General features: G+C 67.8%; 9 protein-coding genes. 5 read left to right on the top strand and 4 right to left on the bottom strand.

From position 1 onward, the window contains the following. Both IH09_RS39500 and IH09_RS39505 read left to right on the top strand, forming a co-directional pair. A partial coding sequence (locus IH09_RS39500) for a hypothetical protein (protein WP_205379530.1) occupies positions 1-326 on the top strand: 326 nt, incomplete at its 5' end. Positions 327-1,662: 1,336 nt separating this feature from the next. Then, a complete protein-coding gene (locus IH09_RS39505; protein ID WP_172450397.1) occupies positions 1,663-2,310 on the top strand; it encodes a TetR/AcrR family transcriptional regulator in 648 nt (215 codons plus the stop codon). A 181-nt stretch (positions 2,311-2,491) separates the two neighbouring features. Here the strand turns inward: IH09_RS39505 and IH09_RS33775 are convergent, their stop codons facing one another. Then, entirely contained in the window at positions 2,492-3,115 is a 624-nt protein-coding gene (locus IH09_RS33775; protein ID WP_052861383.1) for a restriction endonuclease, read from the bottom strand. Positions 3,116-3,761: 646 nt separating this feature from the next. Further along, on the bottom strand, positions 3,762-4,544 hold the full coding sequence (locus tag IH09_RS33780) for a hypothetical protein (RefSeq protein ID WP_052861384.1): 783 nt from the start codon (positions 4,542-4,544) through the stop codon (positions 3,762-3,764). 818 nt (positions 4,545-5,362) lie between these two features. Here IH09_RS33780 and IH09_RS33785 point away from each other — a divergent pair. Beyond that, complete coding sequence (locus IH09_RS33785) at positions 5,363-6,112, top strand: GNAT family N-acetyltransferase (RefSeq protein WP_052861386.1); 750 nt, start codon at positions 5,363-5,365, stop codon at positions 6,110-6,112. Between the two features lie 417 nt (positions 6,113-6,529). Here IH09_RS33785 and IH09_RS33790 read toward each other — a convergent pair whose 3' ends face one another. Both IH09_RS33790 and IH09_RS33795 read right to left on the bottom strand, forming a co-directional pair. After that, entirely contained in the window at positions 6,530-8,296 is a 1,767-nt protein-coding gene (locus IH09_RS33790) for a carbohydrate binding domain-containing protein (protein WP_052861388.1), read from the bottom strand. A gap of 494 nt (positions 8,297-8,790) precedes the next feature. After that, the gene (locus tag IH09_RS33795; protein ID WP_205379531.1) at positions 8,791-10,203 is read right to left on the bottom strand and encodes a M1 family metallopeptidase; all 1,413 of its coding nucleotides are present in this window, start codon (positions 10,201-10,203) and stop codon (positions 8,791-8,793) included. Positions 10,204-10,701: 498 nt separating this feature from the next. Here IH09_RS33795 and IH09_RS33800 point away from each other — a divergent pair, with 498 nt between their 5' ends. Continuing rightward, entirely contained in the window at positions 10,702-11,823 is a 1,122-nt protein-coding gene (locus tag IH09_RS33800) for an NADH:flavin oxidoreductase (RefSeq protein WP_094790808.1), read from the top strand. A gap of 250 nt (positions 11,824-12,073) precedes the next feature. Next, positions 12,074-13,204 (top strand): hypothetical protein, encoded by a 1,131-nt coding sequence (locus IH09_RS33805; protein WP_052861394.1) that lies wholly within the window; start codon positions 12,074-12,076, stop codon positions 13,202-13,204. The last annotated feature ends 1,341 nt before the right edge of the window (positions 13,205-14,545 follow it).

Genomic DNA, 14,545 nt, shown 5'->3' on the forward strand with positions numbered 1-14,545 from the left:
GATCCGATCCGAAAGCCGCTCGTCCGCTGACGACTTCACCTGTCCGGGCCTTGGCACACCCCACCCAACGACCCCAAACCACCAAAGTCACCGGTATTGTGCCTAGACCACCGAAGCGGGCGATGCCCGCGTGCGCGCCGGATACAGATCAAGGTGATGCGCTGCGCGGGCACACCGAGCTCGGCGAGGCGGGCGAGGATCTGGATGATCTGGAGCTGGTCGTAGAGGTCCGCCTCCCACCACAGCACGTACGTACCCTCGCGATGGGCTGCCAGGATGCGGTCCCGGTCGGCGCGAGTGCAGACCCGTCGTCCCAGCTGGCCTGAAGCAGGAAGGCGGCCCGAATCCGGCGAAGCTCCTCCGGTTCCGCCGCGGTTACCGGTCCTTCACGCAGCACGTCACGCCAGCACAACACGCGCTCGACAAGCCCGGTCCCGGGCAGATCCGTGGCATCGCCGTAGCTCACGTGCAAGGCCGCCGACATCCCGTCGCCGACGGGACCGAAAGCCGCCGTGTCCGGTCGTTCGGCGAGGATCTGGTTGCGGGCGGTCGCGTACGACTCGCCGGTCTTGGCCGTACGGACGCGCACACGCCGTTTGCAGTCGGCCTGCTTGGTCATCGTCATCTCCCGCGGCTGTCCGTGGATCCCCACCGATTCGGTACGGAGGGCACGTGATCGACAACGAAGCTCCAGCCGAGAGATGGGACTCCCTTTGCCTCCTGGGGTGACTCGGCTGGGACGGGTCACCGGAGGTTGGACGCGGACGGTCGCCGTCGCCGAAGTCTCCGACGCGTTGGCGAACGCGTGCTGGGACCGGCGGAGCACCCGTCTCGTCCCACACAGAAGCCCCAGCGGCAGGTTCAAGATCCTGGGCCGCCTCTACGAGGCCCGGCGTCAGGCATCAGGCATCCGGCATCCGGCGGCGTTGTCCGTCGCCGTGCGGGCGTCGCACGGCGACGGAACATCGGGTGTAGATCTGGAAGTAGGGGTTCTGCATCTCGTCAGCGGTGGGCATGACGGGGTTGCCGGCGGGGGAACCGGACGCGAGGGCCCTCTCGTCCAACGCACCACGAGCTCAGACAGCGTCCACACACAAAGCCGCGACAACACCACGCCGAATCGCCGAGGCCGAACCGGTGGAGCCCTCACAGCACCGACCAGCAACAGCCCCAGAAGCCAGCCGCCTTGAACCGCGCACGCACCCGCACCCGCATGCACGGAACCAGACCGGCCCAGCAATACGGTGTCCGGCACAAACCACGAGTCATAACAGCAACCCAGCGCCGCCCCGGGTCGGAACACCGCCCCACCCGCACGGCATCCAGCAGCACAGGACCCGAACCGCCCACCCGACACGGACCTGCCACGCGACACATGCTCTTCCACCACACAGTCCGCAATCCCGCCCCGCGCCGAAGACCACCATCACGGCAACAGCACCCGGAAAGATGGACACATCACCCGCACCCCCCACCAAAACCGGTACTCCGTTCGAAACAGAACAGTTCACCGGCAGATGCCACACAATTATGGCGGAATTATGGCGACCATATTTCGTTACACCCAACCAGTACCCAGCAACCGACATCATGCGAGAAGATGACGCCCCGCACCCGCCCGCCACAGACAACAGGAAACGGAGTGCGGAATGGAGGCGCCACATGACATCTGCCGGAACTCCGACACGCGCACACACCACCCAGCCACTCACCCGCGCCCACATCGTTGCAGCGGGACTCCGCCTCCTCGAACGCCACGGCACCGCCGGACTCAGCATGCGCAAACTCGCCAACGAACTCGGCAAAGCACCCGCTGCCGTCTATCGGCACGTCAGCGACAAGCGCGAACTCATGACACTCCTGTTCGACGAAGTCTCACATCAATTCACCATCCCCGCCCCCGGAGACAATCCCCGCAACGACATCATCAAAGCGGTAGAAAACGCACACCGCGTAATGAAAGAACACCCATGGACCGTCACCCTCATCCTCGACGGCACACCGCCCACCCCCCACATCCTGCGCCTGTCACAATTCATCCTCGACACCATGATCCGCAAAGGAATGACCGACACTCAAGCCGCACACCTCCACACCGCCATCTGGCAGTACACCCTGGGCCACCTCCTCATGACACAAAACAAAAAATGGCACCAACCGCCCCACCCACACACCAAAACCACCCCTACACCCAACCCATACCCCACGCTCCAACGTATCGCCCCCCTCATCAACCACATCACCCACCACAACCACTTCACCACCAACCTCGCCACACTCATCGACAAAGCATTCGCCCTCACACCATGAACACCAATTACCTTTCGTAGCCAAGACGCCTGTTAAGCCAGAGCAGCAACCCCCACAGGGAGCTGGCTGGCCGGGGGCAACCTCGCTCCGGCTCCGACAAGCAGAGGGCCCCGCGCCCGCCCCCTCCAGGACAAGGGACTTGCCCGCACGGTCGAGGCCGACGGAGTTCACCGACAGACACTCACGACAGTGAGTCCGGCTTTCGCGGTGCGGGTAGCCTCGGCAACAGTTCCCACAGCGGACGTGAACTGGCCGCCCACTCCCCCAGAATTCTCCGGTCGACCAAGTGCAGCCGCTGGGACTTGGCGAGTGGAGCACAGGGAGCGGAGAACCTGCCGTTGGTCACCAGGACCACCACATCCGCCCCGTGCAACTGCCGCGCCGTGCCATTCAGCACATACAAGTCCGGGGTCCCAACCGGCGAACCCCCCAAACCGGCCCGACGGTGCTTGCACTGAATCACCCAGCAACGGCCATATGGGTCAGTCGCCTTCACATCGGCACCACCATCGCCCGCGCCCCCTACCTGTACCGCGTCCGCGCAGCCGTCGCGCTGCATCAAGTCCCGTATCGCGTACTCGAATTGCCGGTGGTGCAACGCATCCAGCTGGGAAATCTGATAGCGGAGCCCCCGCGCGCGGATCCGTTCCCACTGCGCCTGTTGCTGCTTCCGGCGAAGCCACCAAGAGGCCGCACCCGCCGCGAGCACCGCCATGACGACGAGCAACCACCAGTGGGACAACAGCCACCGCAGAACCGCGAAGAGCAGTAGGACTCCCACGACGGAGCCGAGCGCGAACATCATGCGCTCGTTCTGCCTCGCAGATTTCCGGCTGCCACGACGCCGCTTGCTCACCGTCGCCCGGCGCCGGGCCGGCCGCCGCGTCACCGCGAGGCTCCGTGTGCCTCAGATCCGGATAACGCTGGGGCCACGGCCGAGGAATTCGCAGGAGATGCCTCCGCCTCGCCCCTCGCCTTCGCCCCATCGTGTGGCGCGCCCAAGAGCACCAGATCCAGGCTCGCAAGTACGGCCAACTGCTCACGCGATACGAGTGCCGAGCACTCGTGCTCCTTCACTTCTGCGCCGGCCTTCCTCGTGTAGTCGCCGACTACAACCACGCAGATCTCCTTGCCAGTTGATGTTCCCCGACTCAACGGACAAGTTCACCACACGACACTGACAACAGGTCAGGGGACGATCACTTTGGTGATCAGTTGAGAGACAACGCACCGGTTCAGAAGCCTGAGATCGTGGTCCAGCCGCCAGGCCGATAAAGATCAAGTTCGGGGCGAGGACTGCCGAAGGAAGAGACGTTGCACACGCCCATGCCCGTGGATGTAGGTGTGGGTGTAGACACGGTAGGTGTCAACAAGTGACCGGTGTGGGTGCCGTCAGAGGTATGGCCAATGGCGGATGGCCTCGACTCGCTCGCTCGACGTGGTCCACAGCTCTATCGGTCGGCGCCGCCGAAAAGTCTCCTGAGGTCTCGCTGCAGGTTCAGGATGTCGGTCAATTGCCAAAGCCCTCTGCCTGGCAACGGATCGGCCCCGTGCGGCGCTTGGCGATGCTGTGCCGCGATGGCCCTCACCTGGCCGGCGGGGTCGGGCAGGCAGGTCATCCCGACGACGCCGAAGCGAGCCCGGCCGTGGTCACGGGCCGCGTCCCTGCTCTCCAGCTGCGCCGGTGTGGGTGGCTGGGCGAAAGTACCGGTATAGAACTCGATCACGGGAAATTCGTTGATGCCGTGCAAATCCCGTACATAGGCGGCATGAAAGCGCCCGGAGAGCTCGATAGAGAGGACATCGCCGGGACGCAGGAACGTCACATTCCGGGGCAATCGTGGCCGCCGTGTCAGTGGGGCGGGCGTCGACCGCAGCAATGACTTGACTGCCGGAGATTGCCGCTCGAAGGCGTCGGAGAGCACGACGTGGCGGTTGAGTTCATCCACCGCCGCCAGGGCCATCGAGGTGATGGCGTCGTCCCGGAACCCGTACTTGTGCAGCAGTGTGGCGAGCGCCACCCACGCGACGTGCTTCGTCGCCGGACTGGCATCGTCGGCATCGAGCAGGCAGCGCCATCGGACGAGGATCGGCGGTATCACCGCCCGCTCAAGTTCCGCGTACGACGACACCGGGTAGGCCATCTGCTCGCGCACCCAGCGCGCCAGTTCCTCGTCCAGCGCCTGGACGAGTCCCCGGGCGGCCAGCTTGTCCAGAATTTGGCGATGTCTCATATCACGCAAGCTAACAGCAGGCCCGGAAGGGGGTTTCGGCGAGTCATGACGTCGCCGACCCGCCTTTTCCTCGGGGGTTCCATGGAGGGCGCGGGCCGTGGCGTGGATCTTGCTCACTGGCGGACGGGGTTCGACCGGGTCGCGTTCCGGATAGCGGCCGATTGCAGTGGGTGGCACACCCAGGCCGCCATCCACGCCTACCTACTTGGGTTGCTGTCGGGGCGGTCGAGCGGCGAGAACCGTCGGCTCGTGACGGGCAGAGCCCGGAACCAAAACCGAACTCTCCGCAGAATCCCCCCGGTTCCTCCGCGGGCAGAGCCTTTTGAGCTTCTGATTAATAGACGAAATCGACATCCTTGTCTCGTGACCGCATACACCTACTCATGAATTCTCTCGGATCGTGTGTGTATGAGAGCAGTGCGGCCAGGGCAGATCAGTCGGAGATTCCGCAAACCGAGTTCGCCATAGCGAGTTCAACCTCCGTTCCCTCGGGCGCAATCCTCTCGATTCTCGGCGGTGCGTCGCGGATTACTGACGATGCACCGCGGCATTTCGAGTCCGTTGCGCGGCCCCCTTCCACATTCACGTTGCGGTGTCCTGACCGCTGGGATCACGCCACGGTTCCGTAGTCGGGACCGCGGGATTGCGCCGACCGCTTTTCCGGTGAATGCGCAGATCAGCCAACACAGTCGTTAGGTGATCCGCGCACTCACCACGGATGGTCAACGGGTCGCAAAGTAGACCATCGCGGCCTGGTCCGTCCCTCGGTAGTGGATCATGAACCGGGACGGGGCGAACGCCACCATGGAGGAAGAGCAGTGAATGTTGTCGCACAGGCCAGGGCGTCCCTGGACGACCAGAGACTGACGCTGACCGTGAAGACGGATTTCTCGGAGTTCCGTGATCATCTGAGTCGGGCCGACGGTACCACCGGCGTGAACCCGGCGTTCGATCCGCACCACAGTTTCCTTTCTCCGGATGCGAGTTTCTGGATAAGCGCAGAGGATCAGGACGGCGGTATAGCCAGCTGTATCGCCTACCGGACGTTTCATACGCATGATGTGCGCGACCTGATTCGGACGATGGAGATATTCTGCGAGGGCCCCTGCGCGACGCACACGGGTACCATGGATCTGGTCATTCCCGAGGAGACCCCGCACATATCGGGGCTGGTCGGCTTTCCCGGCGGTCTGTGGGTCCGTTCGGATTACCGCGGTAACGGGCTCTCGGCGCACATGATGCGAGCGGTCCGGAACGAAGCTCTGCACCGGTACCTCCTCGACTGGGAAGTGGCGATCAGGTTCCAGAACATCACCGAGAGCGCATCCATGCGGGATATTTATAATTTTCAGGATGTTGTGCCCTGCGTGGACGGGTACTTTCCGCCGACGCAGCGAGCGGAGCGCATCGCGCTTCAGTACAGTTCGCGTACTCATCTCATCCGAAACCTCGCCGGCCCGGGGCGCGCACACCGGCGGCCGGCGCGCGGCAGCCGACCGTCGACCGGTCCGGGCGAACCTGCGATGGCCTGCCGGACTTCTCCCCTTCACCGTTCATCGCGGACATGATCACCCCGGTGGGCAAGGTGATGTCCTGATCCGTGACCGCCGTAGGCCACTGCCCTCGATAGCCACCATTGGTGACCGCCAATGGTGACGAAATACCCGCCCCGCAAGGGACTTTGGCCCATGTGGTGCCCCGTCCGGCCCGGCTAACGTCAGTACCGCGAGCCCGCCCGCCCCTCAGGGGCGATGTGCGCTGAGAGGGCTCGACCGGTCGTCTGCATGGGCAGGATGCGCAGGACCGGACAACTGAAAAACAGGGCCGCGCCGTCTCCCCCGATCGCTCGCGCGGCCCGGTGCGCCAGGGCCCCCGGCCGGGTTTGACCACCCGGCCAGGGGCCCTGTTCCCGTTGCCCTTCCTTATTCGATACCGCGCTGCGCGCCTTCGTTACCGCACTGCACCTCCGCTACCGCACTGCGTCGCTACGCCACGGAGAAGTCGTCGCCGCTGACGGGCCCCTGCCCGTACCAGCCGTGCAGATAGACGGTGACCGCGCCGGACGCGTCAGTCGTGAACGGGACCGTCAGCTCGGACCAGCCCGCCGAAGAGGTCCAGGCGCTGGCCGTCGCGCCGCCCCGCACGCCGATGTAGGCGTAGCTGCCCTGCACCCAGCCATGCAGCGTGTAGTGGGTGTTCGGGGTGAGTGTCAGGTTCTGGGAGCAGTCGCCGAGCTGGCCCGCGGTGGGCGCGGCCCGGAGGGCGTACGACCCGCTGTGCACCGGCGAGGTGACGATCGCGCCGCCGTCCTGACAGGTCCACGGGTCGAGGGCGCCGCTCTCCAGTCCGCCGTTGACCACGGCACCGGTGCCCCCGCCGGGGCCGGAGACGGTGAGGGTGTAGGTGGCGGAGTGGCTGGTCGTACCGGCCGTGCCGGTGACGTCGATCCGGTATGTGCCGGGGGCCGCGGACGCCGTGGTGCGGAGTGTCAGCTGCGCCGAGCCGCCCGCGGTCACCGACGTCGGGCTGAGCTCGGCCGTCACCCCGGCCGGTGCCCCGGTCGCGGTCAGCGCCACGGTCCGGGCGGTGCCGCTGGCCACCGCGGTCTTCACCGTCGTGGTGGCGGAACCGCCGGGAGTGACGGAACCGGAGCCCGGTGCCGCGGCGAGCGAGAAGTCGTCGGTCACGGGGCCGCCACCGCCGCTGAACGGCGCGAAGGTGTGGGTGAAGTACCACGTGTCCTGGGCGATGCCCGAGCAGGTGTCGGAGCCGCCGGTGCCGGGGCAGCCGCCGTTGTCGCGTTGCAGCGCCCAGAACGCGAGAGTGCTGATGCCCTTGGCGACCGCCCAGTTGTAGACGGCGGTCGCGTCGGCGGTGGTGAAGGTCTCCGCCGGGCCGTAGTCGTCGATGCCCGGCATCTCGACGACGCCGCTCATCGCCCACAGCTGGGCGTCGCTCTTGTCCGGGTACAGCTCGGCCAGTTGTCCGTGCAAACCGCTCACCGCGGTCTGGGTGTCCTGTGCCATGTTGTGCGAGGCGCCGTCGTAGTAGTCGAAGGTCATGAGGCTGACGACGTCGACCTTCGCGCCGTTGGTGACGGCGCTGCGCAGCACGGCGAGGCCGCTGTCGGCGAGCCCGCTCGTGGTGGACGGCAGGGTGTACGCGATCTGCACCGAGCGTCCGTTGGCGGCCGCCCAGTCCTGGACCTTCTTGATCGCCTTGTTGCGGCGGTCGATGCCCGCTCGGTTGGTCAGCGAGTTGTCCTCGATGTCCATGTCGAGACGGGAGACGTCGTAGGTGGTGATGACCTTCTCGTAGGCCGCCGCGATGGCGTCCACGTCCGTACAGCTGTCGGCGATCTCGGTGCCGGTGTTGTCCGCCGTGTAGCCGCCGAAGGACGGGATCACGTCGCCGCCGCGGGAGCGGATGGTGGTGATATCGGCACCGTAGACGGACGGGGAGATGGGCTGGCTGGTGGACCCGTTCCAGTACGGGGTGCAGGATCCCTTCGCCTCGGTCTGGGCGAAGGCCAGGGTCAGGTACTTCGCGCCGGACTTGGCCGACAGGTCGGCCAGGCCGTCGGAGTTGTACGTTTCGAAGTAGGGCGCGAAGACGTGGGCGGGCAGGGGGGCGGCGGCCGGCTGTGGGGTGGCGGCCGGGGCAGCGCCGCCGCCCGCCAGGACGAGCCCGGCGGAGGCGGCCACGGTGACCAGTGTGGTCAGCAGCGCGCGGACGGTTCTCGGACGTGTCATTCAAGTGCTCCCAGGGGGGTGAGAGAACAGGCGGATCACGCGATGGAGCCGCCCCGCGAGGGGCGGTGGGATCTGTTCCTGTGAACCCGGCCGGGAGTCACCGGCCGCGCGGACCGCACGGGCCGCGTGGCAGGACCATAATTGGTCTGGACCATCAACGCGTCAAGGTTCTTTGCCTGTTCATTTTTCTCCGCTCGCCGTGACACATCCCCGGACCTCACCGGGACCGGCCGCCGTGACGCACCCCGGAACCCGGCAGGGACCGGCCGCCGTGGCCGGGCCCCCGCGCCTCCCCCGGGCACCCGTCCTTCGGCGTGAGCTGAGCGTCCCTCGTGGTGCAACTACTCGGGATGCACTCGCTCGCCGGTACGCGTATCGCCGTACGGTTCCCGGGACTTGAGAGGCGTACGGGAACCCTCAGCTGCCCCCTGAACTCACGGCCTGGACTGGCGAGTTGGTTCTGCACCACCCGCCCACGGTGAGCCGGTGCCGGATCAGCCGCCCTGCGGAAGAGCGGGGAGCGGGCCCCGGTAGAGCCAGTCGCGGAAGAGTCCGGTCAGGTCGGTGTCCGCCACCTGTTCGGCCAGCGCGATGAATTGCTCGGTCCCCGCACTGGCGCCCCGGTATCGCGCGTACCACTCCCTGACGACCGCGAAGAACTTCTCGTCCCCCACGCTGAGCCGCAGCGCGTGCAGTGTCGCGGCGCCCCTGCTGTAGAGGCGGTCGTCGTACATCGTGTCGGCTACGGGGTCGGCGAGGATGAGGTCCTGGTCCGCCTGGTGGAGATCGGCCAGGTGGGAGTGGACCATGTGGTGGGCGCCGGGGCCGCCGGAAGCCTCCGCCCAGAGGCACTCCGCATAGGTCGCGAAGCCCTCTTTGAGCCAGATGTGGCGCCAGTCGGTGATGCCGACGCTGTTGCCGAACCACTGGTGCGCCAGTTCATGGACGACCTCGTCCTCGTAACCGCGTTCACCGTCCACCCGGTCGGAGCCGAAGACGGAGAAGGTCTGCGCCTCCAGCGGGTCGCCCACCGGCTCGTCCACGACGACGGCCCCGTACACGTCGAACGGGAAGGGGCCGAAGTGGTCGGCGAGCACCCGCATCATCTGGGGCTGCCGGCCGAAGTCGTACCGGGCGCGCTCCGCCAGCCGCTCAGGAAAGGCGTTGCGTATCAGGACTCCGTCCGGGCCGCCGGTCTGCTCGTCGAAGACGAAGCGGCCGATGACGACGGTGGCGAGATAGGGAGACATCGGCTCGCGGTGCTCGTAGACCCACTCGGTGCGCTGTTTGCGCACCGCGCGCTGCTGGATCAACCTGCCGTTGGCGCACACCTGATAGCCGTCGGGAACCGTGATCTCGAACCGGTACGAGCCCTTGTCGTCGGGCCGGTTGTTGCAGGGGAACCACGACGGCGCGCCCAGCGGCTCGCTCATCACCCTGCTGCCGTCCCGCATCGGGTACCAGCCGGCGTCATCGTCCAACTGCGGGATGCCCAACGGGCGGGGGGTCCCCCGGTAGTCGATGTCCAGGGTGACGGTCTCCCCCGCGTGCAGTGGCCGCTGCGGGGTGATGTGCAGCTTCCGTTTGCGCTGGCGGAATCCGGCCGGTGCACCGGCGAGTGCCACCCGGGTGACCTTGAGGCCGGACAGATCGAGGCTGAGGGTGTCCAGGGTTCGGCGCGGTTGCACGGTGAGGGTGGCGCGGGACAGGACGCGGCCGGTGGCGGGCTTCCAGTCGAGGCGCAGGTGGTAGTGCCGGACGAGATAGCCGTCGTCGCCGTGGCGCGGGAAGGAGCGCCGACCGACGGTGTCCGGGGCGGTGGCCAGATCAGCGCGCGGAGCCCCGAGCATGGCCTCCCCGGGCTCCCCGGCATCGGCGGACTCCGGCGGCGTCTCCGTCGCAGGCATCGCAGGCGTCGTCGTCGCAGGTGTCATCGTCAGACCGGTCACCGGCGCGTGCCGGCCGCCGCATCCTTCGTGCATGTGCGGGCCCCTTTCGGCGGGAGCGGATCATCGCGTCCGTGGCGGTGTTGCCGCTCAAGGCCCCCGGCCCCTTGCCCTCGGCCCGTGCACAACGTACTCCCGGTGTATGGGGGGCCGGACCACAATTCGGCCGATGGGCTCGGGCGAGGCGGCCCCGTACGCATCCCACGCCGAGGCCGACACCGAACCCAATGCCAATTTCTACGCCGACGCCAGCGCCGATCTGCGATGATCACGCCGCCGTCCACACCTCGGCCATGGGGCCACGCCGGGCAGGAGTGGGGCGGCCCGGGTGTGACGCTCCACACGGGCCTGCGCGGAGTTGCCCGGCCGACCAGGAATCGGAGCGGCGGGTGCCGGGGTTGGCAGTAGTGGACCGTACCCCTCCGCGGCGCGGTCATCTGTCGACCGAAGGTGGATGTCTTGATATCGAACAGCTCAGCGGCGCGCGCCACGGAGGTGCTCGTCCGTCCGTTCTCCCTGGGGAGCCGCACCTTCCGGAACCGGATCGCGATGGCGCCGATGACGCGCGAGTTCTCACCCGGTGGCGTGCCGGGCGCCGATGTGGCGGAGTATTACGCCCGGCGGGCGGCGGGCGGGGTGGGCCTGATCATCACCGAGGGGACGTATATCGGCCATGACTCGGCGGGTACCAGTGACCGTGTCCCGCGGTTCCACGGCGAGGACGCGCTCACCGGCTGGGCCGGAGTGGCGGACGCGGTGCACCGTGCGGGCGGGGCGATCGTGCCGCAGCTGTGGCATGTGGGGATGGCGCGCACGGCCGGTGCGCCGCCGGTCCCGGATGCCCCGCGGGTAGGTCCCTCGGGGGTCCCGCTGAACGGAACGGAGCCGGGCCAGGCGATGGCCCCGGAGGATGTCGACGAGGTGATCGCCGCCTTCGCAGCCGGGGCCGCCGCTGCCGAGGCCCACGGCTTCGACGGCATCGAACTGCACGGCGCCCACGGTTATCTCATCGACCAGTTCCTCTGGGCCCACACGAACCGGCGCACCGACGCCTACGGTGGCGATATCACCTCCCGGACCCGCTTCGCCGCGGAAATCGTGGCCGCCTGCCGCCGGGCCGTGTCGCCGGACTTCCCCATCATCTTCCGGACGTCCCAGTGGAAGATGGGCAATTACCAGGCCAGGCTCGCCGAATCGCCCCAGGAACTGGAGACCGTTTTCGCGCCGCTGGCCGCGGCGGGAGTGGACGCCTTCCACTGCTCCACGCGCCGCTACTGGCTGCCGGAGTTCGAGGGCTCGGAGCTGAACCTCGCGGGCTGGGCGAAGAAGCTCACCGGCAAGCCCACAATCAGCGTCGGCTCGGTCGGTCTCGACAACGAGTTCATCAATGCGTTCCAGGGCGAGCGGGGCGGCGTCCAGGACATCGACGGCCTGCTGGACAGGCTGGAGCGGGACGAGTTCGACCTCGTGGCCGTCGGCCGAGCCCTGCTGAGCGACCCCGACTGGGCCGCGAAGATCCTGAGCGGCCGTACCGACGAGCTCAAGTCCTTCGACGCGGGGGCGCTCGGCACCCTGTACTGACCATTACCGTTCCCGGCCACCGAGCCGTGACTGTTCCCGGCCACTGAAGCGTGGCCGTTCCCGTACGGCAGCGCCGCGGCACCCGGTGTGCCGCGGCGCTGCCGGTCGCGGCGAGCGGGGCGGGACCGCCCCGGAAGGCGGGGGAACGTGTGATCGCCCCCTGTGAACCCTGTCCCGTCGCTCACTCCGTCCACTACTTTGTGCGGTCGGACAGTCACAACAAGGGACAAGAAGCACGAGAGGGGCGGGTGTGCGGGCAGGCGAGGCGCTGACGGCACTACGGAAAGACAACGAGAATTCCCGCAATGAGCTCGGCGCCAAGATCGACGCCGTCACCGAGACGCTGCGCGACGCCGTCCAGCAGGTCCGCGGTGAGATCGGGGACAGCCGCGTGAACCGGCTGTCGGAACTGCTCTCCAAGCTCCGCGACGAGGTTGACGCAGCGCATAAGCGGGCCGATGGGATGGCCGACACCGTTGCCGTATTGCGCCTGGAGCTCCAGGGTCTCCAGGAATCCGTCGGCGCCCTGCGACAGGCCGCCGACGCCCGGGGCGGCGCGACGGCCGCCGGCCCCGGACACGCGGAGCCCGCCCCCACCCCACCGGATACACCCCCATCGGATACGGACCCACCGGCCACGGCCCAGCCCGACACGGCAGCCGACGCCCACCCATGCGAACCGGACGCCGCCACTGACACCACGTCGCCACCCCGCACGGAGGCCGCGCCGCCACCCTGTCCCCCGGCCGCTCCCGTCCCCTGCACCGACGCCCCTTCCCGCCCCGGCCAGGGCAGCAGCCTCGCCGGCACCACCGCCACACCCGCACCGGAGGACACCGTGCCGCCCACCCCCGACCCGCACCACGTACCCGCCGAGTACGCCGCCCCGACCGCCCCGACCACTCCGGACGCGGCGGAACAGGCGCACCACAAGCATCTGCTGGCCGCGGCGCGAGTCGCCTCCGTGCTGCTGACCTGTCACCGCGACACCTGGGAATTCGTCATCGGCCAGACCGGCGACCAGCCGCATTTCCGTTTACCTCCCCAGGTCACCGACGCGGGCGACGGCCGCATCCAGGCCGCGCTGTCCGGCCGTTCCCTCATCGCCGTCCTGCTCACCCTGTGGAAGACCCGGGGCCGTAACACCTTCGATGCCGACTGGGCTCTCGCGCACACCCTCTACACCCGGGTCACCGACAATCTCACCGCGCTGACCCCCGACGGCGGCCAAGTCGCCATCACCCTCGACGACCGCACCCCCATCACCGTCGGCCGGCCCGTCGAGGACCCGTGCGCCGACGTCGCCCGTCCCGACGACGAGCCCGCCGCACAGGGCCCCACCGCGCACGACGACACGAACGGCCGCCAAGAACACGCCTGACGATGCATCCGCGGGGTGCCCGCGCCCTCCCCACGGGGTGCGGCGCGGGCACCCCGTAGGTTTGCCGTCGCGCGCGTGACAGGCCCGGCGCGGGACCGGCCAGGGCGAGAACGACGGCCGGGGTGAGTACGGCGGCCTGCATGAGTACGGCGGCCGACGAGCGGGCGGCACGACGCGGCGAGGTCTCCCCGAGCAGGGGTGAGACCGCCCGTCCACACAGGCCCCGTCCATCCCACAGGCCCTACAGATCCCCCAGGCCCCCGGCCACCCGCATGGACCGGCCGGACCGTCAGGACGCCACACCCACTTCCCGACCGTGACACCCCCACACGTCGCCCCAAGACGCCCAACTCCCCCTGTCACAGCCCCCGTTCACCGGGCACCGCGTACGGCTGCGGCGCGCGCGAGAGCGTGGGGAACGGGCACGCCGTACAGGCCCACTACGCGCGTGGACCACAGCCGCCGACGGATACCGAAAGGCGTCCGCACTCCGGACGGCGGAAGGCGGGGCCGGAATCGCCCGCAGGTCAACGATGCCGGCGTCGCGCCATTAAAAGCCGGGCCGCCGGGAAAGAGCGAGGGAGGGCCTTTGCCAGTTTTCCGAATCACCGGGGTGACCGGGGGAGAGACTTTACGTGCCCGCCACATATTCAAGACGGGATTCGGTAGAAGCCTGATGCATCGCGGCGTCCAATTTCCGTCTTGACGCCTGATTGACGGGGTCGCGGAGTGTTGCCGGCGGATTTCTTGAGGCGCCGCCAAACGGCCACGCAGATGTCATGTCCCTGCACAGTCTACGGGTTGACCACCGGCCGGCGGAAGTGCCGTACGGGCACCGAGTGAGCGGGAAGGAGGTGATCTGTCTGCGGTTTTCTCGCAGCGAGGAGGCTTACCGCCGGATTGCGGCAGCCGTGGTGGGCGCCGTGCGTGCGCCCGCTTCCCCTGTTGCACCTCACAGCCTCTCCTTACCTTTTGTTGAATACACCCGCGTAGACCGGACGGGAGGCAGGGGCGCACTCCGGCCACAATCAGCCAATCGGCGTTGGCGCGGATCTCACTGTTCGCACCCGCACGCTGGACCTAGTTTCCAATTCGACTTGATGCGCAACTCGTAGGAGGCCGATACGGAATGTGTTATTCCAGGTAGCGGGTTTCCGTGCAGCTGACGAGTGGCCACCGGGGTGCGAGCGACGGTGGCCGGCCTGTCGAGTCGGCCGCAGACACTCGCAAAGTGGCAGGTGGCAGGGTATGGGGCGCGCGAAAAGTGCCCGAGGCGCACGGATCCCGTCCACGCAGGTTCGGCCGGCGCCAACGGGACACCGTTCCCCGTACGGCAGTTGG

Source organism: Streptomyces celluloflavus, assembly GCA_000720995.1.
GTDB lineage: Bacteria > Actinomycetota > Actinomycetes > Streptomycetales > Streptomycetaceae > Streptomyces > Streptomyces celluloflavus.